This window comes from Cylindrospermum stagnale PCC 7417, assembly GCF_000317535.1.
GTDB lineage: Bacteria > Cyanobacteriota > Cyanobacteriia > Cyanobacteriales > Nostocaceae > Cylindrospermum > Cylindrospermum stagnale.
The window spans coordinates 2,391,124-2,417,057 of record NC_019757.1; the positions used below are offsets into that span (position 1 = coordinate 2,391,124).

16 protein-coding genes and 1 other RNA gene are annotated in these 25,934 nt (G+C 41.5%); 12 read left to right on the forward strand and 5 right to left on the reverse strand.

Features of this window, described 5'->3' with window-relative positions:
• Position 1 precedes the first annotated feature (1 nt).
• Complete coding sequence (locus tag CYLST_RS09710; protein ID WP_015207543.1) at positions 2–1,432, reverse strand: form I ribulose bisphosphate carboxylase large subunit; 1,431 nt, start codon at positions 1,430–1,432, stop codon at positions 2–4.
• A gap of 803 nt (positions 1,433–2,235) precedes the next feature.
• On the opposite strand from CYLST_RS09710, the gene CYLST_RS09720 reads away from it, so the two are divergent.
• The 3 genes from CYLST_RS09720 to CYLST_RS09730 all read left to right on the forward strand — a co-directional run bounded on the left by CYLST_RS09720 (position 2,236) and on the right by CYLST_RS09730 (position 5,080).
• Complete coding sequence (locus CYLST_RS09720) at positions 2,236–3,348, forward strand: ligand-binding sensor domain-containing protein (RefSeq protein ID WP_015207544.1); 1,113 nt, start codon at positions 2,236–2,238, stop codon at positions 3,346–3,348.
• Between the two features lie 142 nt (positions 3,349–3,490).
• Positions 3,491–4,264, forward strand: a complete 774-nt coding sequence (gene panB, locus CYLST_RS09725; RefSeq protein ID WP_015207545.1) for a 3-methyl-2-oxobutanoate hydroxymethyltransferase — start codon at positions 3,491–3,493, stop codon at positions 4,262–4,264.
• A 51-nt stretch (positions 4,265–4,315) separates the two neighbouring features.
• Entirely contained in the window at positions 4,316–5,080 is a 765-nt protein-coding gene (locus CYLST_RS09730; RefSeq protein WP_015207546.1) for a Uma2 family endonuclease, read from the forward strand.
• Between the two features lie 303 nt (positions 5,081–5,383).
• Here the strand turns inward: CYLST_RS09730 and CYLST_RS09735 are convergent, their stop codons facing one another.
• Together CYLST_RS09735 and CYLST_RS36765 are read right to left on the reverse strand one after the other, a co-directional pair.
• On the reverse strand, positions 5,384–5,662 hold the full coding sequence (locus CYLST_RS09735) for a DUF6887 family protein (RefSeq protein WP_015207547.1): 279 nt from the start codon (positions 5,660–5,662) through the stop codon (positions 5,384–5,386).
• A complete protein-coding gene (locus tag CYLST_RS36765) occupies positions 5,663–5,899 on the reverse strand; it encodes a DUF6888 family protein (protein WP_085960587.1) in 237 nt (78 codons plus the stop codon).
• A gap of 476 nt (positions 5,900–6,375) precedes the next feature.
• Between CYLST_RS36765 and serA the strand changes: the two genes are divergently transcribed.
• Together serA and prmA are read left to right on the forward strand one after the other, a co-directional pair.
• Positions 6,376–7,956, forward strand: a complete 1,581-nt coding sequence (gene serA, locus CYLST_RS09745) for a phosphoglycerate dehydrogenase (RefSeq protein WP_015207549.1) — start codon at positions 6,376–6,378, stop codon at positions 7,954–7,956.
• Positions 7,957–8,102: 146 nt separating this feature from the next.
• Positions 8,103–9,023, forward strand: coding sequence for a 50S ribosomal protein L11 methyltransferase (gene prmA / locus CYLST_RS09750; RefSeq protein ID WP_015207550.1), 921 nt, complete (start codon positions 8,103–8,105; stop codon positions 9,021–9,023).
• Between the two features lie 129 nt (positions 9,024–9,152).
• Here prmA and trxA read toward each other — a convergent pair whose 3' ends face one another.
• The gene (gene trxA, locus CYLST_RS09755) at positions 9,153–9,470 is read right to left on the reverse strand and encodes a thioredoxin (protein ID WP_015207551.1); all 318 of its coding nucleotides are present in this window, start codon (positions 9,468–9,470) and stop codon (positions 9,153–9,155) included.
• Between the two features lie 221 nt (positions 9,471–9,691).
• On the opposite strand from trxA, the gene fabG reads away from it, so the two are divergent.
• Positions 9,692–10,456 (forward strand): 3-oxoacyl-[acyl-carrier-protein] reductase, encoded by a 765-nt coding sequence (gene fabG, locus CYLST_RS09760; RefSeq protein ID WP_015207552.1) that lies wholly within the window; start codon positions 9,692–9,694, stop codon positions 10,454–10,456.
• Between the two features lie 106 nt (positions 10,457–10,562).
• On the opposite strand, the gene CYLST_RS09765 is transcribed toward fabG, so the two are convergent.
• The gene (locus tag CYLST_RS09765) at positions 10,563–11,645 is read right to left on the reverse strand and encodes an MraY family glycosyltransferase (protein ID WP_015207553.1); all 1,083 of its coding nucleotides are present in this window, start codon (positions 11,643–11,645) and stop codon (positions 10,563–10,565) included.
• Positions 11,646–11,803: 158 nt separating this feature from the next.
• Here CYLST_RS09765 and groL point away from each other — a divergent pair, with 158 nt between their 5' ends.
• From groL to CYLST_RS09790, 6 genes are all read left to right on the forward strand, one after another.
• Positions 11,804–13,507 carry a chaperonin GroEL gene (groL, locus tag CYLST_RS09770; RefSeq protein WP_063823481.1) on the forward strand — a complete coding sequence of 568 codons (1,704 nt, stop codon included), beginning with the start codon at positions 11,804–11,806 and terminating at the stop codon, positions 13,505–13,507.
• 355 nt (positions 13,508–13,862) lie between these two features.
• Complete coding sequence (locus CYLST_RS09775; protein WP_015207555.1) at positions 13,863–19,274, forward strand: trifunctional serine/threonine-protein kinase/ATP-binding protein/sensor histidine kinase; 5,412 nt, start codon at positions 13,863–13,865, stop codon at positions 19,272–19,274.
• 271 nt (positions 19,275–19,545) lie between these two features.
• Positions 19,546–20,688, forward strand: coding sequence for a magnesium/cobalt transporter CorA (gene corA / locus CYLST_RS09780; RefSeq protein WP_015207556.1), 1,143 nt, complete (start codon positions 19,546–19,548; stop codon positions 20,686–20,688).
• A gap of 66 nt (positions 20,689–20,754) precedes the next feature.
• Positions 20,755–21,459: a hypothetical protein gene (locus CYLST_RS09785; RefSeq protein WP_015207557.1), complete on the forward strand. Its 705-nt coding sequence runs from the start codon at positions 20,755–20,757 to the stop codon at positions 21,457–21,459.
• Between the two features lie 50 nt (positions 21,460–21,509).
• An RNA gene (gene rnpB, locus CYLST_RS32605) (RNase P RNA component class A) lies at positions 21,510–21,876 on the forward strand.
• A gap of 323 nt (positions 21,877–22,199) precedes the next feature.
• On the forward strand, positions 22,200–25,922 hold the full coding sequence (locus tag CYLST_RS09790) for an ATP-binding protein (protein ID WP_015207558.1): 3,723 nt from the start codon (positions 22,200–22,202) through the stop codon (positions 25,920–25,922).
• Positions 25,923–25,934: the final 12 nt, after the last annotated feature.

Genomic DNA, 25,934 nt, shown 5'->3' on the forward strand with positions numbered 1-25,934 from the left:
ATCAGACGGTATCCATTGCTTCAAACTCGAACTTGATTTCTTTCCAAAGTTCGCAAGCAACAGCCAATTCAGGAGACCACTTGGCAGCTTCGCGGATGATATCGTTACCTTCACGAGCCAAGTTACGGCCTTCGTTACGAGCTTGAACAACTGCTTCCAAGGCGACGCGGTTAGCGGTAGCACCAGGAGCGTTACCCCAAGGGTGACCAAGAGTACCACCACCGAATTGTAGTACGGAGTCATCACCAAAGATTTCTACCAACGCGGGCATGTGCCATACGTGGATACCACCAGAAGCAACTGCCATTACGCCGGGTAGAGAAGCCCAGTCTTGGGTAAAGTAGATACCGCGAGACTTGTCTTGCTCAATGTAGTTTTCACGCAACAGGTCAACGAAGCCCATTGTGATGCCGCGTTCGCCTTCCAACTTACCAACTACGGTACCGGTGTGGATGTGGTCACCACCAGACAAGCGTAGGGCTTTAGCCAATACACGGAAGTGGATACCGTGGTTTTTTTGACGGTCGATTACAGCGTGCATAGCACGGTGAATGTGCAGCAGGATACCGTTATCGCGGCACCAACGAGCCAATGTGGTGTTGGCGGTGAAGCCTGCGGTGAGGTAGTCATGCATGATGATGGGCTGTTTGAGTTCTTTAGCGAACTCAGCCCGTTGCAACATTTGTTCGCAGGTGGGGGCGGTGACGTTCAGGTAGTGACCTTTGATTTCACCGGTTTCTGCTTGGGCTTTGTTGATCGCTTCAGAAACGAACAAGAAGCGATCGCGCCATCTTTGGAATGGTGCGGAGTTGATGTTTTCATCGTCTTTGGTGAAGTCCAAACCACCGCGTAAGCACTCGTATACAGCGCGTCCGTAGTTCTTAGCTGACAGACCCAATTTCGGCTTAATTGTACAACCCAGTAAAGGACGACCGTATTTGTTTAACTTGTCGCGCTCAACTTGGATACCGTGAGGAGGCCCTTGGAAAGTCTTGATGTAAGCTACTGGAAAGCGGATGTCTTCCAAACGCAATGCCCGCAAAGCTTTGAAACCAAACACGTTACCGACAATGGAGGTCAATACGTTGGTTACAGAGCCTTCTTCAAACAGATCCAAAGGATAGGCAACGTAGCAAATATACTGGTTGTCTTCGCCGGGAACTGGTTCGATGTCGTAGCAACGACCTTTATAGCGATCTAGGTCGGTCAGCAAGTCTGTCCACACTGTTGTCCATGTACCGGTGGAAGACTCAGCCGCTACAGCCGCACCAGCTTCTTCGGGGGGAACCCCTGGCTGGGGTGTCATCCGGAATGCTGCTAGAAGGTCTGTATCTTTAGGAGTGTAATCAGGTGTGTAATAAGTTAGTCTGTAATCTTTAACCCCGGCTTGATACCCAGTTTTTGACTGAGTCTTCGTTTGAGCGTAAGACATAATTTTTCTTCCCAGAAGTCACTCTTTGTTTCTTTCAAACCACATGGTGTGCAATTTCCCTTCGCCCCCGCTTTTTCCCCCATTGACAGAGGGAAGATTAGGAAAAATTGTTGATTATGGGTTGCTTTTGGCAGAGGTTAGCAATGTTTCTGCGACGAACACTTAGCAGCAAGGTTAACCCTTCCTTATCAGCAGTGTTCTCCCCTTCTAGGGGCGCACCACTTACACTTAGCGTTTGTATTTTTCCCTCGTCCCACCAATACAAGTTATTTTTATCTCTTCTTCGTACCCTACTAAACCTGCTCAATTCCATCTAAACTTCTGCACTTTACAGTCAGGATTTTAGATAATCCCCTGAAAATCGCCGTATTTAGGGGAGTGAGCTGGCTGGCTCACCTTCAAAGCATCCTTAGTCGTTCTATCTTGCCTATTGACTGGAAAGAGACAAGGAAATAATTTAACTGACACAGGTTTATGAGAGTGGTAAGCGAAGGATAAAAAATTGCACACCTCGTAAATTTGTAGCTTGTCTCACAATATATCAAGAAACTGCATAAGTTATTCGTTGAAAATTTTTAACTTAAATATTTAAATTTCTTATTACATAAAGTTTTAAACATTTTGTTAAGAATGATTTACAAATGATTATCAATAACTGTATGTAGCTCAGAGGTCAGGGTTCTCCTTTGGGGCTGTTGGGCGGCTTGGGTGACTGAGATTGGCGAAAAATTGCCCATGACGTTAAAAAGATACCAGTTTAAGGGAACACTGCAATTAAGCCGAAGCCAGTTTAGGTAATAGTTATGGGTAATGTCTCCAAAGGAAATATAACCGTGGTATTGTTTCACAGGCGTACTAGTTTTTTGATTTCTTCTTTCCTGCTGGGGTTGATAGCGTTGCCAAGTATGGAATTGCCGACAACAGCACAAAAAACCCCTGGCATGAATCCAGCTAGTTCTACCCCTACTTATCCAGCGGCTCCACCGCCACCGCAAGTAGTCCCCTTACCTAATCAGCGGGGAGTGCAAGAGAGGGAAATTGAAACTGATTACCGTGTAAGCAATTTGCTAGGAGATTTTACAGGCAATCTTTGGGTAGGGTCTTGGCGGGGATTATCGCGGATTGACCCGAATACTGGGAAAATTGTGGCTCGCGTTAGCTTACCGAATATTGCTATTGGTGCATTAGCCCAAGATAAAGTAGGGCGTTTGTGGGTGGGAAATTATGAGGGATTGACAAGAGTAGACCCGCGCACTAATGAAATCACTGCACAAAATTTATTGTTGCCTTCTAAACGGGTATTGTCATTATTGCTTGACAAGCGGGGTTATTTATGGACGGGAACTGATAACGGTTTAGCTTTAATTAGTCCCGACCAAGGCTTGACGATGACGACAGTCAAAAATCTGCCTGGTGTCAGCGCCAATGCCCTGACTTTAGATGCTGAAGGTCAACTCTGGGTTGGTACTCTTGAGGGATTGGTGCGAGTAAACACTGCCAATGCTTTGATCATGAAGCGAATCGCTGATTTACCTGGGGCGACTGTGCAAGCTCTCGCTATCAGCCCCGAAGGATTAATTTGGGCAGGGATGCCGAATAATTTGCTTGTAATTAACCCGAAAAATGGAATTGTACTGCGGTCTGTAACTCGCCTGCGTGGAAGTAATGTAACATCAGTCCGTTTTGCCAAAGATAATAGTGTCTGGGTTGGTACTAGCAATGGTTTGTTACGATTGAATCCAAACACAGGAGCTGTATTAGACGAAGTTGCTGGACTTCCTTCTAGTCGAGTGCTAGCTGTTGCACCTGACATTGGCAATAAATTGTGGGTCGGTACCAGCGAAGGTCTGGCTTGGGTAATGCCGAATATGGGCAGAGCAAAAACCCATCTTGCTTTTAGTCGGGCTGTTAAGTAAGGCTTGGGGATTGGGGATTAGGGGCATGGGGATTGGGGAATTCGTCTCTTTCTTGTCTCCTCCAATTACCAATTACCAATTACCCATTACCAATTACCCAATCCAAAATCTAAAATCTAAAATCTAAAATCTAAAATTGGCTATGGCAGTTACCACCCAGCAATTAATTCAATGGAAACAGCAGGGACGTGCAATTGTCGCCTTGACTGCCTGGGATTATGCGATCGCACAAATCCTCGACGCTGCTGGTGTAGACTTAATCCTCGTGGGGGATTCTATGGCAGTAGTGCTGGGGTATGAAACCACGCTGCCAATTACTCTCGAAGAGATGCTGCACCATGCCAAAGCTGTGCGCCGTGCAGTGAAACGCGCTTTAGTCGTCGTAGATTTACCATTTTTGACTTATCAAGAAAGTGTCCAACAAGCGATGCACTCGGCTGGGCGGGTGTTGAAGGAAACCGGGGCCCAGGCGGTAAAGTTAGAGGGTGGACATCCCGCAATGTTAGAAACCGTGGAGCGGTTGGTGCAAGCGGGAATTCCGGTGATGGGTCATGTTGGTTTGACACCCCAATCAGTCCATCAACTGGGTTTGCGACAACAGGGAAAAACTCAGGAAGCGTCTCTGAGGATTTTAAATGAAGCGATCGCTTTAGAACAAGCCGGTGTATTTTCCATAGTATTAGAGCATATCCCCGCTGAGTTGGCATTGCAGATAACTCTAAAACTCCGTATTCCCACTATTGGGATTGGTGCAGGCTCCGACTGTGATGGTCAGGTTTTAGTTACTTCTGATTTACTCGGACTGACAGAAAAGCAGCCACCCTTTGCCAAAGTTTATACAAATCTGCGAGAGACAATTACCAAAGCCGTCCAGGACTATGCTGTGGAAGTAAAAGAGCGCAAATTCCCAGAATAGTAGAATGCAACTAAATGTTAAGGCAAGAGCAACATACTTAGGAGTAGTTCTATGGTTCTACAAACTCACCCCATCCAAAAAGAACCAATTGTCACTTGGGAAGCACTCCCGGCCGACTTTATTTTACCTGATGACCCAGTGGAAAATATTCAGCAACCGCCTCTGGCGGCGGCACTCACCGATGCTTTGGGAGCTACAGGACGCATTCAACCGCAGATGCTGATTGGCTCTAATTTTGGACTTGTCGCCACAGTTAACAAAAAAATTATCGTCAAAGCTCCCGACTGGTTTTATGTGCCTCAAGTACAGCCTGTAGCCGCTAATGTGGTGCGTCGGAGTTATACCCCAAACTTAGAAGGCACACCTGTTGCTGTGGTGATGGAATTTCTGTCAGATACAGAAGGTGGAGAACTCTCAGTTCGTTCCACTCCGCCTTATGGTAAGCTCTATTTCTACGAACAGGTTCTCAAGGTTCCTACTTACGTTACCTATGACCCCTATGAACCAAGTTTGGAAGTGCGACACGAGCTTAATGGACAATATACTTTGCAACTAGCAGACAGCAATGGACGTTTTTGGATTCCTGAATTAGAGCTATTTCTGGGAATTTGGCAAGGTGAAAGATTGTGTCAAACTATAAATTGGTTGCGGTGGTGGGATAAGGAAGGCAATTTGCTGTTGTGGAGTAACGAACAAGCAGAGCAAGAACGCCAACGTGCCGAACAAGAACACCAACGCGCTGAACAAGAACGCCAACGCGCTGAGGTATTAGCAGCTAAGTTACGCGAGCTAGGCGTTGATCCTGAATTGTTGTAAATTTTGTAGTGCGGGCCGAAAAGCCCGCTGCTATATTATGTAATTTTGCTTAATTAATTTAGGTATAATGGCTATTGAATAAAGGATAACCAACAAAATCGAGATTTGGCTAAGGTCATAAGCTTATGTTTAAGTAGTTTCAGATAATAGTCTACATTTTGGGAAATTTTGGTGCTAATAGATAATAGTTAAATAAAACTATTACCTATTACTAGCAATATTCCTCTCGTGAGGATTTCCAATAATTTATTGGTTTTGAGATTCTTGATTGATTTGATTTCTTTCTTCCCCCCTTGTGCCTTGCTAATGGGATGTTTTTTTCTGATGTTTTTTTCTTGGTAAGTCCTCTTGATCATGCTGTCTGTCTGACGCGGCTCGTTTCTGAATAGCCTTCTCAGCTAACCTAATATTTTCTTCTATTGGTACACCGTCTTCTGTCGCCATTGGCCCATAAAATGTAGCTTCCGAGTCTGGAGTACGACGACTGTATAATACACGCAGAGGTTCAAGCTCGTCCCGATGTGCAAGCGCATAAGCTCTGAGTTCTCTGTTTGTCATTTGTTCAAAATTCGGGCTGGACATCTAATTAAACCTCCAAGCTCCATCAGGGAGTACATCAATCTGAAGCTCCTCACCTGCGAAAATGAATACAACTTTCGTTTGTTCGTCAAAACGGAATAGTTCGATGTTTCTATAGCTGTTAGACAACATCTGGCAGACTCTAAGACAGGTTATGGCTTGTGCAACGGTAGGATTAATAGCAGTTTCCTCAATTGTGACATAAATTATCTTAAGCTGTATGTAACTGGGTAATAACAAGCCATACCGTGTTTATACCTTAATTCCTGTCGGTTTATATCTTTAACAGATACACCTGTGGTGGAATCTCTGGTGTTCTAGGATTTTGTGCTAGTTTAGAATCGCCAACAGGCTAGTTAATCGTCATCGGGTGCTGTCCAGTCAAGAATAAAGGCTTATAACCGAAGTAGGAAAGCCGCTTTGCGCTCAAAAATTCTGCTAACTCTTAACTATTAATAAATATCTAGGGGTTGGGGCGATTTATCGTTTATATTTACCCAGAGGGTGGCGCCAACAGCAACTGATCTTCTCCTCCTAGGAGGCACTTCTCCAAATTCACCCCTTCAACTGACGTTCTCATTACCAACACTACGAAGCGTGGATGAAGGTGAGCTTGATTGATATGCAAACAAATAATTTTTGCTGAATGGCTACTGATAAAGACTAAACTTAAAGGTCGTCTACAGCAAAACCTGTAACTTTAAAATGAAGTAATCATGTCCAAGGTTCTTGTCTCCGATACTATTGACCAAGCTGGAATTGACATTCTTTCCCAAGTTGCCACAGTTGATGTCAAAACAAATTTAAAACCAGCAGAACTGGTGGCAATTATTGGTGAGTACGACGCGCTGATGATCCGTTCTGGTACTCGCGTCACTCAAGAAATTATTGAAGCTGGCACCCAATTAAAAATCATCGGTCGTGCTGGTGTGGGTGTGGATAATGTAGATGTGCCCGCTGCCACACGTCACGGAATTGTAGTCGTAAATTCTCCAGAGGGGAACACAATCGCTGCTGCTGAACACGCACTGGCGATGATGCTATCTTTGTCTCGTCATATTCCTGATGCTAACGCTTCAGTAAAACGCGGTGCATGGGATCGTAATAGTTTTATTGGTGCGGAAGTCTACAAAAAAACTCTCGGCATTGTTGGTTTAGGTAAAATTGGCTCCCATGTTGCGGCTGTAGCTAGGACGATGGGGATGAAACTGCTAGCTTATGATCCTTTTATCTCCACAGACCGGGCCGAACAGATTGGTTGTCAGTTAGTGGATTTAGATTTGCTCTTCCGGCAATCCGACTATATCACGCTACACATCCCCAAAACCCCGGAAACCACCCACTTAATCAACGCCACAACCTTGGCGAAGATGAAACCTACAGCCCGAATTATTAACTGCGCCCGTGGTGGCATCATTGATGAAACGGCTTTAGCAGCGGCGATTAAAGAGGGTAAAATAGCGGGTGCAGCCTTAGATGTGTTCGAGTCAGAACCACTGGGTGAATCTGATTTGCGATCGCTAGGTAAAGAAGTGATCCTCACCCCCCATTTGGGAGCCTCCACCGCAGAAGCCCAAGTAAATGTAGCTATAGATGTCGCCGAACAAATTCGCGATGTCCTTTTGGGACTACCAGCGCGTTCAGCCGTCAACATTCCTGGACTCGGCCCCGATGTGTTGGAAGAACTCAAACCCTATATGCAGTTAGCAGAAACCTTGGGTAACTTGGTAGGCCAACTGGCTGGCGGACGGGTAGAATTACTTAATGTCCGACTGCAAGGTGAACTAGCAACCAACAAGAGCCAGCCTTTGGTAGTAGCATCCCTCAAAGGACTACTTTACCAAGCCCTGCGGGAACGGGTAAATTATGTCAATGCCAGCATAGAAGCTAAAGAAAGGGGAATTCGGGTAATTGAAACGCGGGATGCCTCCGCTCGCGATTATGCCGGCTCGTTGCATCTGGAAGCTACAGGGACTTTGGGTACTCACTCTGTCACTGGTGCTTTGTTGGGTGAAAAAGAAATCCACCTCACTGACGTTGATGGTTTCCCGATTAATGTCCCCCCCAGCAAATATATGCTGTTCACCCTGCACCGCGATATGCCAGGAATTATTGGCAAACTCGGTTCCCTACTCGGCAGTTTCAATGTGAATATTGCCAGTATGCAGGTAGGTCGCAAAATCGTCCGTGGTGATGCGGTAATGGCTCTGAGTATAGATGACCCTTTACCCGATGGTATTTTGGATGAAATTACTAAAGTACCTGGGATTCGGGATGCGTATACAGTAACACTTTAATTTTGGATTTTGGATTTTGGATTTTTGATAGGTAATGGGTAATAGGGGATTGGGGAAGAGGAAAAAAACAATTACCCATTACCCATTACCCATTACCCATTACCTAGTCCCCAATCTAAAATCTAAAATCTAAAATCTAAAATTCTATGGCAAACACCTGGTGGGAACTCAAGATTTTATGTGAGCCAGACCTAGAAGATTCTATCTTTTGGCGACTGGAGGACTTTGGCTGCCGTGGTACAGCTAGTGAAACCAAAGGTAATTCCTTCTTTGTAAAGGGATATCTACCAAGATTTCAAGCACAGCTACTAGATTTAGCGGCCCTGTCCCTGCGGCTGCGTCAAGACGCCCTTTGTGTAGGACGGTTATCTCCTGCCCTACACTGGCACTTGATTGATGAAGAAGATTGGTCTAGTAGTTGGAAACAATACTGGCAACCTCAAGAAGTAGGCGATCGCTTCCTGATTAACCCCGCATGGCTACCATTACCAGAATCCTTAGAACGGCTGGTGATTCGGCTTGATCCTGGTGTAGCCTTTGGTACAGGCACTCATGCCACAACCCAGCTGTGTTTGGAATCTCTGGAAATGAGGCTGAGTCAAGTTCCTCAATCTTTCGTTGATAGAGGAGAAAAACCCGAACGTCTGGTAATTGCTGATATTGGCTGTGGTTCCGGTATTCTTTCGATTGGGGCGTTGCTATTGGGAGCGGAGAAAGTTTATGCAATCGATACTGACCCTTTGGCGGTGCAATCAACTTGCAGCAATCGCGCACTCAACGATATTAACCCAGAACGCTTGGTGGCGATTGAGGGGAGTGTAGAGATTTTGCAGCAGCTGATTGACAAACCAGTGGATGGCATCGTCTGCAATATTTTAGCTGATGTGATTATTGAGTTAGTTCCAGAAATGAGTGCGATCGTCAAACTCACCACTTGGGCTATTTTCAGTGGCATTTTGCTAGAACAATCTAAAGCTGTTGCTGATGCCTTAGAGCAAAATGGCTGGGTTGTTGCTACCCTGTGGAAAAGGAAAGAATGGTGTTGCTTGAACGCACGACGCTCTTAAATACATTGCCATTCGGTTTGAGCCAGTGGTTATCAACCACTGGACGCCGCTTGGATATTAGAAAAGGCTTTTATTCATAGCGAGGTGAGGGCGATAAAAATCCTGATCGCCCTACTAGAGATTTTTATTTTAAATGAGCGTTTTTAGATGTTGCACCAACTGCTCTGCTTGCACTACACCTTCAATTCGCTCCACTGGCTGACCTTGCTTAAACAGTACTAAGGTTGGTAACGCAGAAATCTGATATTGACTTGCCAACTCCGTGTACTTTTCAGTGTCTATTTTGACAATACGCAAACGGTCTTTCAGTTGATTATTGACTTTCTCTAAAATTGGCACCATCATCTGACAGGGACCACACCAGTCAGCATAGAAATCTACTAACACAGGTACATCAGAACCAGACAGCATCTCTTCAAAGCTGTTGAATTGCTTTTTAGTTGTCATTTGACACACACCAATTTTCAATTGATTGTTTCAATGGTAATTCTTAGTAAATAGAATCGGTGCAACATCATCTTGTTTTTATTGTTTCGCAATTTTGCCGCCTATCTCAAAAGCCTATTTTCTGGAGGATAGCGAGCTAAAATCTGAAATCATCTCAGTTACTGGTACAAATCGCCATAAGATAATTAGCGCAGTAATTCAAAATATTGAGGAATAATTTAATGGAACTGATGCCAGAAAATTTGCAAAGCTTACAAAACCAAGTTGCAATTATTACAGGAGCTTCGCGGGGGATTGGGCGAGCGATCGCATTAGAATTAGCCACACAAGGGGCAAAGGTAGTTATAAATTATGCCCAATCTAGCGCTGCTGCTGACAAAGTAGTAGAAGAAATTACGGCAGCAGGAGGAATTGCGATCGCCCTGCAAGCTGACGTTTCCCAAGTCGATCAAGTAGACGCACTTGTGAAGCTCGTTACCGACAAGTTCAAGCGCATCGATATCTTAGTCAATAATGCTGGTATTGCCCGCGACGCACTGCTTTTGCGAATGAAACTGGAAGAATGGAAAGCAGTCATAGACCTAAATCTGACTGGTGTGTTCTTATGTACAAAAGCTGTCAGTAAAATTATGCTTAAGCAACGTTCTGGGCGAATTATCAACATTGCCTCCGTTGCTGGACAAATGGGTAATCCCGGTCAGGCAAACTACAGCGCCGCCAAAGCAGGGGTTATCGGCTTTACCAAAACCGTCGCCAAAGAACTTGCCTCCCGTGGGATTACCGCGAACGCCGTCGCCCCTGGTTTCATCACCACCGACATGACAAATGATCTCAAAGCCGATGAGATTCTCAACTACATACCTCTAGGTCGCTACGGTACACCAGAAGAAATTGCTGGCATGGTACGCTTCCTCGCAGCTGATCCCGCAGCCGCCTATATCACCGGACAAGTCTTTAACGTTGATGGCGGCATGGTCATGGCCTAGATATTGCTTACTTACTGAGTGCTGAGTCAGCCAAGAAAATTAAAAGTGTTTAGTGGAAAAAAGTTTCCAGTTGTCAACTCAGAACTCAGCACTCAAGATTCCCCACTCAGGACTGTTGGCGTATTCTTTGCCAGACAGTAAAACCTAAAAAGATAATAATGCTCATGGCACAGGTCAGCATCACTGGCAAAGTCATACCTTGTATTCTCATTGCCAACAAGTTACAAACTAAGGTAATTGACCAAAGGGTGAAGGCGGCATGGCGTTGGGAGAATCCCCAAGCAAGCAAGCGGTGGTGTAGGTGGTCTTTGCCTGGGGTACTAAGAGGGTTTTTCCCTGCCATGAGTCGCCGGACAAACACCTGAGTGGTGTCTAGCACTGGCAACAGCAGAAATAAAACTGTGGGTACAAGAGCATAGACTGTGTTTTGTTGGAGTTTGCCTAAAATGCTAGTTGCCGCCAGCACATAGCCGAAAAAGTACGCTCCAGCATCACCCATAATGATACGTGAGGGGTGGAAGTTGTGGCGCAAAAAGCCCAGTGCAGCTCCTCCTAAAGCTGCCAGAACTAAAGTCGCAGCTGCCCGATTATTAAACTGGGCGGAAACCCCTAACAAACTCATGGCGGTAATAAAGCTGATTCCTCCTGCCAAACCATCCATACCGTCCATCAAGTTGATGGCGTTGGTAATTCCTACTACCCACAACACTGTCAAGGACATTGATAGAAGCGAGTCGATAGGTGTGCCAAAAGTGACTTTGATGCTAATGCCATTAGCAACTAGCAACAGTGCTGTGATTATCTGCGCCCATAAGCGAACCGAGGGGGGTAAGCCAAATTGATCATCGATAAAGCCCACAAGTACTAATATCGAACCCCCCAATAGAATCGTCAGCACCTGAGCTAATACGCTTTGGAGTTCGATCGGTCGTAAAAGGCTAGCTAGTACTAATGCGGCAATCACTCCCGCATAGATAGCCAAACCTCCTGCATTGGGTAAAGGTTCTCGGTTGAGTCGCCGCGCGTTGGGTTGGTCAGCCCAACCTACCCGCAAAGCGAATTTGCGTACCGTCGGCATTAAACGCCACGTTACAAGCCAAGCCAAGAGAAACGTAAATACTACCGCCAACCAGCCGGTGCCGCTAGGGTTAGCAATACCGAGGGACTTAAGGGAGTTGTCTAGATTCATCTCCCAATTCAAGCATTACTGCCAGTATCCAACATGAGCATCAACTGTATATTAATCAATTTTTTTATTTCAATTTGTTAACTTGAGTGGCTGGGGCGATTAGCACTCTTTGCCTGTGAGTGCTAAATTGTCTAATGGAAGCGCTAGAGAAAAGAAACATGGCGAAAATTATTGCATTTAATGAAGAATCGCGGCGGGCCCTTGAGAGGGGTGTTAACGCCTTGGCTGATGCGGTGAAAATCACCTTGGGGCCAAAAGGCCGCAATGTCCTTTTAGAAAAAAAATTTGGCGCACCCCAAATTGTCAACGATGGTATCACTGTTGCCAAAGAAATTGAATTAGAAGATCCTCTAGAAAACACTGGCGCGAGACTCATTCAGGAAGTTGCGTCAAAAACTAAAGACGTTGCTGGGGATGGCACCACAACTGCCACAGTTTTAGCACAGGCTTTGATTCGAGAAGGGTTAAAGAACGTTGCTGCCGGTACTAACCCAGTAAGCTTAAAGCGTGGGATCGATAAAACTGTTGAGGCTTTGGTGCTGGAAATTGCTAAATTAGCGAAGCCAGTAGAAGGAAGTGCGATCGCCCAAGTCGCCACTGTCTCAGCTGGTAATGATGAAGAAGTCGGCAATATGCTGGCTGAAGCAATGGAGAGAGTCACCAAAGACGGCGTCATCACCGTTGAAGAATCCAAATCCCTGACAACCGAACTAGAAGTAGTTGAGGGGATGCAGATTGACCGGGGTTACATTTCCCCCTACTTCATCACCAACAACGACAGGATGACGGTGGAATTTGAAAACGCCCGCATTCTGATTACCGACAAAAAAATCAGCAGCATCCAGGATTTAGTACCGATCCTAGAAAAAGTTGCCCGTAATAGTCAACCTTTGCTGATCATTGCCGAAGATGTGGATGGCGATGCTTTGGCGACCTTGGTAGTCAACAAAGCACGGGGTGTGCTGGCTGTAGCTGCGATCAAAGCACCGGGATTTGGCGATCGCCGCAAAGCCTTGTTACAAGATATTGCCATTCTCACCGACGGACAGTTAATTTCTGAAGAAATCGGCTTAAACCTGGATACCGCAACTTTAGAAATGCTGGGAACTGCCAGCAAAATTGTGATTGACAAAGAAAGCACCATCATTGTCGCCGGTAGCAGCACCAAGCCAGAAGTGCAAAAGCGAGTTGCTCAAATTCGCAAGCAATTGGAAGAAACTGATTCTGACTATGACACAGAAAAACTGCAAGAGCGCATCGCCAAGCTAGCTGGCGGTGTAGCAGTAATTAAAGTGGGTGCAGCCACCGAAACCGAACTCAAAGACCGCAAACTGCGGATTGAAGACGCGCTGAACGCCACCAAAGCCGCCGTCGAAGAAGGTATTGTTCCTGGTGGTGGAACGACCCTGATTCACCTGATTTCCAAGATAGAGGCCATTAAAAACAGCCTCGATGCTGAAGAAAAAATTGGCGCTGAAATCGTCGCCCGCGCACTAGAAGCTCCCTTACGGCAAATTGCAGACAACGCCGGTGTTGAAGGTACTGTCATCGTCTCTAAGGTGCAGGAAAGTGATTTCAATATCGGCTATAACGCCGCTACTGGGGAATTCCAAGACTTAATTGCCGCAGGCATTATTGACCCAGCCAAAGTTGTGCGTTCAGCTTTACAAAACGCCGCTTCTATTGCTGGTCTAGTCTTAACCACCGAAGCCCTCGTCGTCGAAAAGCCTGAGAAGAAATCTGCTGCTGGCCCTGATGCTGGTGGCATGGGCGGCATGGGCGGCATGGGCGGCATGGGCGGTATGGGCGGTATGGGCGGTATGGGCGGCATGGGCGGCATGGGCGGCATGGGCATGTTCTAATCGACCCTTTCCCAAATTAATCAAATATTTTTCAGCAGTTTGTCTTGTAAAAGGCAAACTGCTTTTTTATCGTCACTTACGTAAAATGACTATAAAAGCTTTTTGTCTAAATGATAGCCACAAGATTTAAATTTCTGGGAATAATACTTAAGATAACACCTCTAAAAATTTAACTTTGCTGAAGCAAGGAAATGAATTTGAATAAATGTAAAGATATTTTCCAACTTGCATAAATTCTTAAACAACTACTGATAATTCTACGGAAAGCTTTGCTCTTAATTCTTGAACATAGCCAAGTGAATTTACCTCTTCATATCTGTCATCAGCAACGCCGGAAATTTAGTCAAAAAATTTTATGACTTCCACTTTTGCGATCACCATTCCGGGTTATAGAATTACCGAGTCTATCTATGTCAGTACGAGAACCATAGTTTATCGTGCTTACCAAGACCAGACACAGACCCCAGTTATCATCAAAATCCTTAACGCAGAGTATCCCCAAGTTCGTGACCTGATTTTGTTGAAAAATCAGTATGCGATCGCCCAAAACCTCAACCACCCCAATATTATTAAATGCTATAATTTAGAACGTTATGGTAATAGTTATGCTCTCATTTTAGAAGATTTTGGTGGGGTCTGTCTAAGTCAATATGCTAACTCTCAATCATTGACTTTAGAAGATTTTTTAGCTGTTGCTATATCAATTAGCAATGCCCTGGAATACCTTTATGAAAATAAAATTATTCACCAAGATATCAAGCCTAAAAATATTCTCATTCATCCCGAAACTAAACAAATTAAGCTGATAGATTTTAGTATTTCTTCCCTCCTGGCTAAAGAAAACGCCGAAATTAAAAATCCCAATGTTTTGTCAGGGACACTTGCCTATATGTCTCCAGAACAAACGGGAAGAATGAATCGCGGAATAGACTATCGCACAGATTTATACTCTCTCGGTGTGACTTTTTATGAATTACTTACAGGTAGATTACCATTTGATAGCAAAAATCCCTTAGAGTTAGTACATTGTCATCTAGCTAAAGAGCCTATAAATCTGAGAGAAATTAATCCTCAAATTCCTCAAACTATAGCCGATATTATCGTGAGATTAATGGCGAAAACGGCTGAGAAAAGATATCAAACAGCTATAGGCATCAGACATGACTTAGAAATATGTCAGCAAATGTGGTTAAGCCAAGGTGAAATAAAAGCTTTTGAATTAGGACAGAGAGATAAATGTGATCGCTTCCTGATTCCTGAAAGGCTTTATGGTAGAGAAACTGAAATTACTACTTTATTAAATGCCTTTGAGCGTGTCAGTAATGGCAATGCAGAATTGATTTTAGTTTCTGGCTTTTCTGGCATTGGTAAAACTGCTGTTGTTCATGAAGTTCATAAACCAATTGTCAGACAAAAAGGTTATTTTATTTCTGGTAAATTTGACCAGTTCCAAAGAGATATTCCCTTTTCTGCATTCCTCCAAGCCTTCCGCAGTCTTATAGGGCAATTATTAGCAGAAAGTACAACCCAATTACTAGATTGGAAAACTAATATATTATCAGCGTTGGGAGAACAAGGACGGGTGATGATTGATATCATCCCTGAATTAGAGAAGATTATTGGCAAACAACCAGAAGTAGTCGAACTTACAGGTAATGCTTCTCAAAATAGGTTTAATTTACTATTCATTAACTTAATCAAAGTATTGGCAACTAAATCACATCCTCTAGTGATTGTTTTAGATGATTTACAATGGATAGACACGGTATCTTTGAGGTTGATTCAGTTACTAATTAGTGAAACAGATGTGCAATATCTGCTGCTAATTGGTGCATATCGGGATAATGAAGTTGATTTCCGACATCCTTTTATGATGACTTTAGATGACATCGGCAAATCTAAAGCTACCATTAATCAAATTAGTCTGAAACCCCTAGATGAGTTGCAACTTAATCATCTGATAGCAGATGCTCTAACTTGTCCGGAATCTATTGCATTACCTTTAACAAAATTAGTGTTACCTAAAACTAAAGGCAATCCCTTTTTTACTAAACAATTATTGAAATTTTTGCATGAACATGGATTAATTATATTTAATTTTAATACAGGATACTGGCAGTATGATATTACCAAATTACTGCCTTTTTGCCTAAATAATGATGTAGTGGAGTTTTTAGAAATTCAGTTGCAAAAATTGCCAGACAATACCAAAAACATATTAAAAAAAGCAGCTTGTATTGGCAATCAATTTGATTTATATACCTTGTCTATCGTCTGTGAAAAATCAGAATCAGAAACGGCAGCTAATTTGTGGAAAGCTTTACAAGAAGGGTTAATTTTACCTAAAGATGAAGTTTATAAGCTTTATCAAGATGATTCAGTTATTAGGGATGATGAACACTGGAAACCGACGGATAAACAAGTAACACTTAGGTATAAATTTCTCCATGACCGTGTACAGCAAGCGGCTTATTCTCTAATTCCAGAAGCCGATAAACAAGTTACCCATTTGAAAATTGGTCAGCTTCTTCTCCAAAATACCACTCTAGCAAAATTGGGAGAAAATCTTTTTGAGATTGTCAACCAGTTAAATATGGGATCTGATCTAATTGTCAGCCAGTTAGAAAAATATGAACTGGCTAAACTCAATCTACTCGCAGTAAATAAGGCTAAATCAGCTACAGCTTATGAAGCTGCTGTTAAATATTTAAATCTAGGTTTAGGACTTTTAGCAGCAGATAGTTGGCAGCATCAGTATGACTTAACAATAAATCTCTATGTCGAAACTATAGAAGTAGAATATTTAAATATTAACTTTGAGCGCTCAAGTAATCTGACTAAAGTTGCTCTACAAAATACAAAAACTATGCTTGACAAGGTTAAAGTATATGAAGCTCAAATGCAGATTTATATTGCTCAATTAAAGATGGTTAAAGCTGTCGAAATTGGGCTGATGGTTTTAGAACAGTTAGGGATCTTTCTGGTAAATTTACCAGGTGATGATAGCTTAGTTATAGAATTGCCAAATATAGCTGAACTTGAAGAAATATTGGTGATGACTGATCCTTATAAACTATCAGCAATGCAGGTTTTAAAAATTCTGTGTGCGCCTGTTTTTATGGTCAAGCCAGAAATCTTTCCACAAATCATCATCACAATGGTCAATCTCTGTATTGAACATGGTAATTCAGCTTTATCTTCGTTTGCCTATGCTTTTTATGGTTTGTTACTATCTGGAATGGGCAAATTAAACGATGGATATCATGCTGGAAATATTGCTTTAAAGATATTGGATAAGTTTGATGCTAGAGAACTCAAAGCAAGAGTTTACAATTTGTTTAATTCCAATATTAGAACCTGGAAAGAACATACTAAAAATAGTATTGCTTCCCTAAAAGAAGGGGTACAAAGTGGATTGGATACAGGAGATATTGAGTGGGGCGGTTATTGTGCTGCTAACCTATGTAGTTACCTATTTTTCTCCACAGACAAACTGGAATTAGCTGTTCAGCAACAAGCGATATATATAAATATATGCATAAAAATAAAACAAGAAATACCCATCTATTTTTCTCAAGTATGGCAACAACTAGGTTTGAATTTTCAAGGATTATCTACGGATAAATGTTTATTGATTGGTAATAGCTTTGATGAATCTCAAATGCTACCTCGTTTAATTGCTGCTAAAAGTGGCACGGTGCTATTCATTTTTTATGTAGCCAAAACAATTATACTTTACCATTTTAAAGATTATGACCAGGCTTTGAAACAAGTGAAGTTGGCGGAGGATATGGCAGGATCTGCATTTGGTTTTATGCAGGTTGTCATTCTCAACTTTTATCATTCATTGGCTCTTCTTGGTCATTATTGTGAAGTAGAAAATTGTGAAAAAGAAAAATACTTAAAGCAAGTGGAAATCAATCAAGATAAAATGAAGTTTTGGGCACATCACGCACCAATGAATAATCAGCATCGGTACGATTTAGTAGAGGCAGAAAAGGCACGATTAATTGGAAAATATTGGGTAGCGGCTGAAAAATATGATCGCGCGATTGCCGGAGCTAAACAAAACGAATATATCCAAGAAGAAGCGCTTGCTAACGAACTAGCCACCCAATTTTACCTGAAATGGGGCAAAGAAAAACTTGCCCAATTATACTTGACTGATGCTTACTATGGTTATATCAATTGGGGAGCAAAAGCAAAAGTTGATGACTTAGAACAACGCTATCCTCAGTTACTTGCACCAATACTCAATCAAAAAACTATCAGTGTCAGTCAAAGTGATAGAAGTGATATGGCTACCAACTTAAGAACTGACTCTAACAGTACAAGTATCTCAGCTATATTGGATTTGGAAACTGTGACTAAAGCATCCATAGCCATTGCTTCTGAAATTCAACTGGATAACTTGCTGCACACCCTAATGCAAGTAATTTTAGAGAACGTAGGAGCCGAAACAGCTTCATTGATTTTGCAACAGGATGGCAATTTAATCCTTGTGGCTCAATCTCAAGATTATCAACAGTGTACGTTACAATCTACACCTATTAGCAGTAGTCAAGATGTGCCAGTGAGCATCATTAATTATGTCTTCCATACTCAAGAATATCTCCTGATTAATGATGCTACTACAGAGAATAATTTTGCTGATGATACTTATGTTATCCAACATCAACCTAAATCTATATTATGTACTCCTATTCTCAACCAAGGTAAACTCATTGGTATCGTTTACTTAGAAAATTGTCTAACTGTAGGGGCTTTTACTCCTGAAAGATTGCAAATATTAAAACTCCTTTCTTCTCAAGCAGCTATCTCCCTGGAAAATGCCCAACTCTATGCCAATTTAGAAGCGAAAGTTGCTGTAAGAACTCAGGAATTAAATGAAAAAAATCTCCGCCTAGAACAAACACTACAGGAACTAAAACTTACACAAACCCAACTTATTCAAACGGAAAAAATGTCCAGTCTTGGGCAGATGGTTGCAGGTATTGCTCATGAGATTAATAATCCTGTGAGCTTTATTCAAGGTAATCTGACTCAGATTGATGAGTACACCCAGGATTTGCTCACTTTCATTAATCTTTACTATAAGATATATCCCAATACAGCACCAGAACTTGATGATTTTCTGGCAAATATTGACTTTAATTTTATCAAAGAAGATATACCTAAAACTCTAGCCTCTATGAAAGTCGGGACACGGCGCATTCGGGAGATTGTGCTGACGTTACGTAACTTCTCTCGCTTAGACGAAGCTGAGATGAAACCTGTGAATATTCATGAGGGAATTGATAGCACTCTGCTAATTTTGCAAAGTCGTCTTCAAGCTAAACCGGGACATCCGGCGATTGAAATTATCAAAGATTATGGTGACTTGCCTCTTGTTGAATGTTATGCAGGGCAACTGAATCAGGTATTTATGAATATCCTCATTAACGGTATTGATGCTCTGGATAAATTTAATCAGGAACGAACAGCAGCAATCAGCAATAATCCCAGTAAAATTATAATTAGTACTCAAGTAGTAAATTCTGATTGGGTAGCTATCTCTATTAAAGATAATGGCATTGGTATGAGTGCCGATATTAAACATCGGTTATTTGATCCTTTCTTCACTACTAAACCTGTGGGAGGAGGCACTGGTTTAGGGTTATCGATTAGCTATCAAATTGTAGTGGATAAACATCACGGTAAGATAGAGTGCTTCTCTGAACCTGGAAAGGGGGCTGAGTTTGTGGTCGAAATTCCTTTCCGACAGTAGCAGTCGGTAGATTATGTAACCTAAACCCGGTAGCCAATACAGTATTGACTACTGGACTGCCCTTTTAGGCGAATGCTAAGGGTAACATTTCACATTTGTATTCGTCAGCTGGTTTAAGGTACAAAACCCAACATTACCTGTGGGCTATTTTTTAGAATTTATAAATGATATTATATCCGCTGGAATATTTAATATTATCTCTAGTCCGGAGTTGAGACTTTTTCCTCAATAACTAATAGACTAATAACCAATGACTATCAGGTAAAAGTTCATGGTACGAAAACTTCGCCGTCTTCCCAAAGTTTTAACTAAGTCATTTAGAAAAGAATACTATCAGCAACCAGGAACCCTACCAGGAACAATTATCATTGATGAAGATGCCGAATATCCAACGATTTTTTTGATTGACTATAACCAAACTAACTTTATCCGTCAACAAATAGCAACCCCTGAGGAATGCGTCAACTATCTAGATACAGAATCTATTTCTTGGGTAGATGTACAGGGTTTAGGAAATAGAGATATTTTACAAAGTTTGGGTAACGTTTTTGATTTACATCCTCTAGTTTTAGAAGACGTGGTCAATATGGCAGAACGTCCAAAAATAGAGGATTTTGACGACCAATTATTGATCATTGCCCGCATGGTAGTGCCCAAGGAAAAAACTTGTGGTTTTTATAGTGAGCAAGTGAGTTTAGTATTGGGAAAAAATTATTTGCTCACAGTACAAGAGGAACCAGAGCATGATTGCTTTGAAGCAGTAAGAGTGCGAATTGAAAAAGGTAAAGGCATCATCCGCAAGCAAGGAACCGATTATTTAGCTTATGCTCTGTTAGATGCAATCATTGATGGCTTTTTCCCAGTGCTGGAGCTTTATGGGGAGCGCATAGAAGAGTTAGAGGAAGAAGTAATAGTTAAACCCACCCCACAAACACTACAACAAATATATCAAATTAGGCGAGAATTACTGCAACTGCGTCGTGCTATCTGGCCCCAACGGGATGCGATTAATTCCTTGATTCGAGATAGCGGTGAACTTATTAGTGATGAGGTGCGAATTTATCTGCGAGACTGCTACGACCATGTGGTGCAAGTGATGGACATGGTGGAAACTTACCGCGAACTGGCATCTGGACTAATGGATGTCTATCTTTCAGCGGTGAGTAATAAAATGAATGAAATTATGAAGGTGCTGACGGTGGTTTCATCAATCTTTATTCCCTTAACTTTTGTTGCTGGAATATATGGGATGAATTTCAATACCGAAAAATCACCATATAATATGCCTGAATTGAATTGGTATTGGGGCTACCCGATTTGCTTGGCTCTTATGGGGGTAATCGCCCTGGGACTGTTATTCTTTTTTTGGCGACGGGGGTGGCTATCAAATTCGGTAACTGTTAAGCGTGATTAATGATGGTAAATTAGCTATCAGCGGAGCAAAAATTAGCGTGTGGAGTTTATATTCTGAGTTATGGTAATGAAAAATGGCGACCAGAATTTAATTGTTTTGACGCTTTATATCATTGGCTTATCTTACACCTTTAATCGCATGGTTGAATCCATCGACGATAAAATTAAGTATGAGTTTAAGAAAAAAGTCGTCGATGACCTACTAAAAGAACAAAATCTCCAAGATCATGTGGGAATTTCTTTTAAATTTGGTGTGTCAAATCCACTTGATGACCTGAAAGAATTGTCGCTCAGTATTGAAAATAAATCGGAGAATCTGGCAATATACGTTGACTGGGATAATAGCTCTATAGTAGGTGACTTGAGTAAGCAATCGCGGCGAGTGATTCGTAAATCACCAGACTTAACCCGCGACTTAGCTGTACCCCAAAGTCCTAGCTTGATTGCTCCCAAGAATACACTTTCAGAGACGGTTACAGCAGAAGATGTTTTCCAGTGGGATAAAGATTCGGGAACATACAAAGTAAATAGCCCCTTACTTGCGATCGGCAAGCTGAAATCTGGTGGGCCACCACAAAAGAAGATGTATAACGACTTTATGAGCGAAAAACGCACTTTTGATTTTTCGCTTCAACTGGTGCTAAGAATCTCTGAGGTGCGTGCCGGTATAGCTCCAGGTTTGAATATCCCTCCCTTATGCATTATCAATTGTCCCTTTAGCGTTAAGAAACTACCCTGGACTTACGCCCTGCCTTGGAATAAAAAAAAGTAAATCAGATCGGCACACACAATACTATCAAAGCTTACACTGGAATTAGGGAGAGAGTTGGCGCAGGCGGTTGCAGATCAGTCATTAAGACTGGTTTGAGGAAAGTCCGGGCTCCCGAAAGACCAGACTTGCTGGATAACGTCCAGTGCGTGCGAGCGTGAGGATAGTGCCACAGAAAGATACCGCCAAATTGAATTAATTCAATTTGGTAAGGGTGCAAAGGTGCGGTAAGAGCGCACCAGCAGCGTCGAGAGGCGTTGGCTCGGTAAACCCCGGTTGGGAGCAAGGCCAGAGGAACTATGGTTGGTCTTTTACCAGTTCCGTCAAAAGAGAGCCGCTAGAGGTGTCTGGTAACAGGCATCCCAGATAGATAACTGCCCTCGCAAGAGAACAGAACCCGGCTTACTACTAACTCTTTCTTCAAACGAACTGTGGATGTTTTATTTTCCATAGTTCGTTTTTTGTTGGATAAATATTTATTTCAATTATTTATATCATTGCCAGAAAATGGTTTTAGCAGACAGCAAAACAATTTTGCATAGTAGGGGAACTGAAGACCATATTTTTCTTTTGTGAAAGTTATTTATCCTTGGTACGAAGCGGGTTATGGTGTGGCTTTGTTGGCGTTGCGGGGGTTAAGGAATTAAGGTTGTTTTTGATTGGAGGCAAAAATTCCTAGTTTGCCAATCCATTGTCAAAATGGTTACAATTAAACAAATAAGTCTTAACTAGGTAATACGAAATTGAATACAGCAGAAATAATCGAAGCAATCACAGAGCGAGAAAAATTTGAGCTTTTAGTAACTTCAGTACTTCGTAAACGCAACAAAGATTATGAAGCTATTATACATACTGGTATGAATGCTCAGGGAGAAACTATCAAGTCGCCAGTAGACGGATTTTGTCAAGTTCCTGGAAGTATTCCCACGCGCTTTTTATATGTGGCACATACGACAACAGACAGAGATGGTTTAGAAAAAAAGTGGTTACATGACCACACTAAAGTTAAACAAATTAAAAACGATAGAAAAACTAACCCCTCTGAAAGTGATGATGGTGATTTATTAAAAGCTGCTCGTCTAGCTCAGAATGATAGACATAAGTTTCCTGATGCTAAATTTACAGTCATTTTAACTACAAATCAACGTTTAGACCTCGAACTTCTAACAAAAATATATGAGAAAGCTAAAGAACTTGAAGTTGAAGTTGAGTTCTGTGAGCAATCGTATTTAGCTGACTTTTTAGATAATAATGCTGAGGGTCACTGGCTTCGCAAGAAGTATCTTGGTATTGAAGCTGAGATGTTATCTGAGTCTTTGCTACTTAGTCTTTGCAAGCAAAGTTTAGCCAATTATGAAAAACAATTAGGATTTTTAACAAGTCCTGATAGCTGGGTTTATCGTGAAGTTGATAGTCTAGTTGAAAAAGGCAAACAAAGTAACGCTTACACTATTCAACTATTAATAGGTGAATCTGGTTCTGGCAAAAGTGCAACTGCTTATCAGATGCTGAAGAAACATTTAGCACCAGGGGGATATGGCTTGTGGGTATCTGATGAATTGCTCAAGGAATGTACTTCCCTGGAAAATGCCCTTGATAAAGTTTTAAGAAGTATTTATCCAAGTTTACAACCTGATGCAGGTAGCAATGCACTGAAACTTATTCCTCGAAGCTCAAGACTATTACTAGTTGTTGATGATGTGAACCGAGCAGATAATCCTACAAGAGTTTTACAAAACATTATCAACTGGTCAAAGCCGCAGTCATCAGGTGAATCTAATTTACCGCCTTTATTTTCGCCCTGTTTTGTTGTCTGTCCCGTATGGACTAAAGTTTCTAATCCCATCAGTCCTGATTTCAAAGAAATACCTTGGGTAGAACGAGTTTTTATAGGCTTTATGAATACAGCAGAAGGAATTGAAGCTCTTAGAGCTATTACCTTATTAGCTAATGTAGATATTACAAGCACGGAAGCTAGTTCTTTAGCTGTAAAGCTGGGAAATGACCCTATACTTATTGGCTTGTTTGGTTCCTTGTTATCAAACACTCATATAAATGAATGGGCTAGTTTAACTGAAAATGTAATTGAACGATTTATTACAACTTCCATTGAGGAATTATCTAGTTCAGGCAGATTTCTAGCCAATGAGTCTCAAGCCGCTTTATCTACCTTAGTTACTCATATGTTAACAAAGCGAAAACTTTACCCGCTTTGGACAGAAATTAAAGACTGGTTACAAGAATCTTCTGATGATTTAGATGCTTTAAGAGAGTTAATTAGACATAAGAAATTGTGCAGTATTCAAGAAGACAAATTTGTTTTTCGCCATGATCGCATTCAGGAGACCCTCTTAGTAGAGAGCATGATTAAGTTGCTATCTACCCCTAATTTAAACTCTGACATATTTGAGGAACCATTCTATGCAGAAATAATTGGTAAAGCCATTATTCGTTCTCAACAAAATCAAGAGTTTCTGCGAGAACTAGGAAAGCGCCTACCTTTAGCATTAATAGAAGCAATTCGGGATTTTGGTACTCCTACTAACAATTATCATCAGTTAATTATTGAAGAGGTAATGAAGTGGGTAAATAGTAGTATCTCAACTGGCTTAGTTCCAGAATCAGTTTTTAGTGCAGTCTGTCGGAGTTTAGGGGAAACAGAATCTTCAGCATTACTTGAAATAACTGAAACTTTTCCCAAAGATAGATTAGTTCTTTTGGCTCGTCTTCGGAATGGCTGTACTATGAGCGGTGTTCGTTACTGTATTAACGAAAATAAACGCTATTTTGCACCATTCACACAAGATCCTTGGCGTGATCAAGCTCTAGAACAGGTGAAACGTTACCACAAGGAGAAGTTTCTAGTAGAACTAAAACAGCTATTACAATCTGATATTGTTACTGACGAAGAACGTGCAGGTGCTTTAACACTAGCAGGTTTTCTATGTTTTACCGAATTAGAAGATGAAATTGCAACTTGTTGGGAACTTGTTATAAAAAAGGCTCAAGTTCTTCCTATAGCGATTTGGGCTTCCATGCGGTGTTGTGGTGCAGAGCCTAAAAAACTTTTAGACCCACTAATGGAGTATTGGGCTAATCTATCTGATGAAAAAAATCAATTCGGCTCATCATTTCAAAATTATTTCGTTGACATGCTGCGTGGATCACTAGCGCGTGGTATTCGTGATCATGTTATCAAATATCTAATTTTACAGTACGATGTACACAAATCATTAAATTGGTATATTGTACGCATTGTTGACCTTATTGATACACCTGATGTTATAGAGTTTATTGTAAAAGGTGCTGTTGACCTTGAGAAAAGTTTAGCTGGTACAGGAAATATTTCAACCTTGATGTTTAACATCATTGAGAACTGGGATAATTCTTCGATAAGTAAGCGTAAGCTATCACAAGCTTCTCTAGACAGATTAAAGTTTCTTTGGGACAATTCAGCTAGTGAGGAAGCTTTAAAAATACAAGCATTTCGCTTATGGCTTACAGGAGCAGAACTTGAACAAATCGATGTCATGCAAGGAATTACATCTGATTCAATCCTTTTTGAATATGCATTAGAGAAGCGAATAAAACTTGGTGATCGCAGTGTCGTACCAAGGTTGCAAACAATACAAGGAGAGTATATTCATCATGTGTGGTGTGATGAAATTTTATTTATGGTAGACAATTGTATAGAAACTTTTAAAAAGGATATTTCAAAAGATTTTTTGGGTGGAAATAAATATATACATCGTATTTTCTCTAGCCTACTAATTAAAATACGTGTAGAAGATGCAGAAAATTTGCTAGTAAAGCACTGGGATTATTTAATGTACAGTCCCTTATTCATACAGTCTGCTTTATGTATTGGCACTCCAAAGTGTCTAGACCTAGCTGCTGCTGCCATCAATCAATGTCCAAAAGACATCAAAATACTTGAGCATATTCACAGTCATTATGAATTTGCCGAATTGGGAGAAAAAAAGCCACTTACTAAGCAGCATCTAAATAATTTATTGCCGTATCTAGATCGTTTAGGACAATCTGATCTTTGGGAATGTGCAGAATTATGTCAAACCCTTAAAATACCAGAATGGAGCCAACAATATATTGCACCTTTATTGAGTGAAGAAAATAGAAAACGCTACCATCCTTTAGATGATGATTTACTGCAAGAACTAGATGATATTGCAACACGAATTAATAGTGATTTTCACATTGAATGCTGGCTAGAAAATTTTAATAAACGACACGAGCCTAAAAATCGCGTTTTAGGGATTATTGATCACTGGCTTGCAATCAATCCTACAGTAAAAGGTCTACAAATTGCTGCTGCTTGTGTTCAAGCAGTTGGTACTCGCAAAGATTTGTCTATCTTAGATAAATACTTAATAGAAGGATCACCAGATGAAATTGCCAGGATAAAGGAAAGTACTATATTTGCAGTTTACAGACAATCTTTAGATTAATTAAATGAGTAT

Excerpts from the sequence above, each read along its gene's own strand:
- CYLST_RS09710 (WP_015207543.1), bottom strand. The coding sequence starts at position 1,432 with ATGTCTTACGCTCAAACGAAGACTCAGTCAAAAACTGGGTATCAAGCC.
- CYLST_RS09720 (WP_015207544.1), top strand. The coding sequence starts at position 2,236 with ATGGGTAATGTCTCCAAAGGAAATATAACCGTGGTATTGTTTCACAGG.
- panB (WP_015207545.1), top strand. The coding sequence starts at position 3,491 with ATGGCAGTTACCACCCAGCAATTAATTCAATGGAAACAGCAGGGACGT.
- CYLST_RS09730 (WP_015207546.1), top strand. The coding sequence starts at position 4,316 with ATGGTTCTACAAACTCACCCCATCCAAAAAGAACCAATTGTCACTTGG.
- CYLST_RS09735 (WP_015207547.1), bottom strand. The coding sequence starts at position 5,662 with ATGTCCAGCCCGAATTTTGAACAAATGACAAACAGAGAACTCAGAGCT.
- serA (WP_015207549.1), top strand. The coding sequence starts at position 6,376 with ATGTCCAAGGTTCTTGTCTCCGATACTATTGACCAAGCTGGAATTGAC.
- prmA (WP_015207550.1), top strand. The coding sequence starts at position 8,103 with ATGGCAAACACCTGGTGGGAACTCAAGATTTTATGTGAGCCAGACCTA.
- trxA (WP_015207551.1), bottom strand. The coding sequence starts at position 9,470 with ATGACAACTAAAAAGCAATTCAACAGCTTTGAAGAGATGCTGTCTGGT.
- fabG (WP_015207552.1), top strand. The coding sequence starts at position 9,692 with ATGGAACTGATGCCAGAAAATTTGCAAAGCTTACAAAACCAAGTTGCA.
- CYLST_RS09765 (WP_015207553.1), bottom strand. The coding sequence starts at position 11,645 with ATGAATCTAGACAACTCCCTTAAGTCCCTCGGTATTGCTAACCCTAGC.
- groL (WP_063823481.1), top strand. The coding sequence starts at position 11,804 with ATGGCGAAAATTATTGCATTTAATGAAGAATCGCGGCGGGCCCTTGAG.
- CYLST_RS09775 (WP_015207555.1), top strand. The coding sequence starts at position 13,863 with ATGACTTCCACTTTTGCGATCACCATTCCGGGTTATAGAATTACCGAG.
- corA (WP_015207556.1), top strand. The coding sequence starts at position 19,546 with ATGGTACGAAAACTTCGCCGTCTTCCCAAAGTTTTAACTAAGTCATTT.
- CYLST_RS09785 (WP_015207557.1), top strand. The coding sequence starts at position 20,755 with ATGAAAAATGGCGACCAGAATTTAATTGTTTTGACGCTTTATATCATT.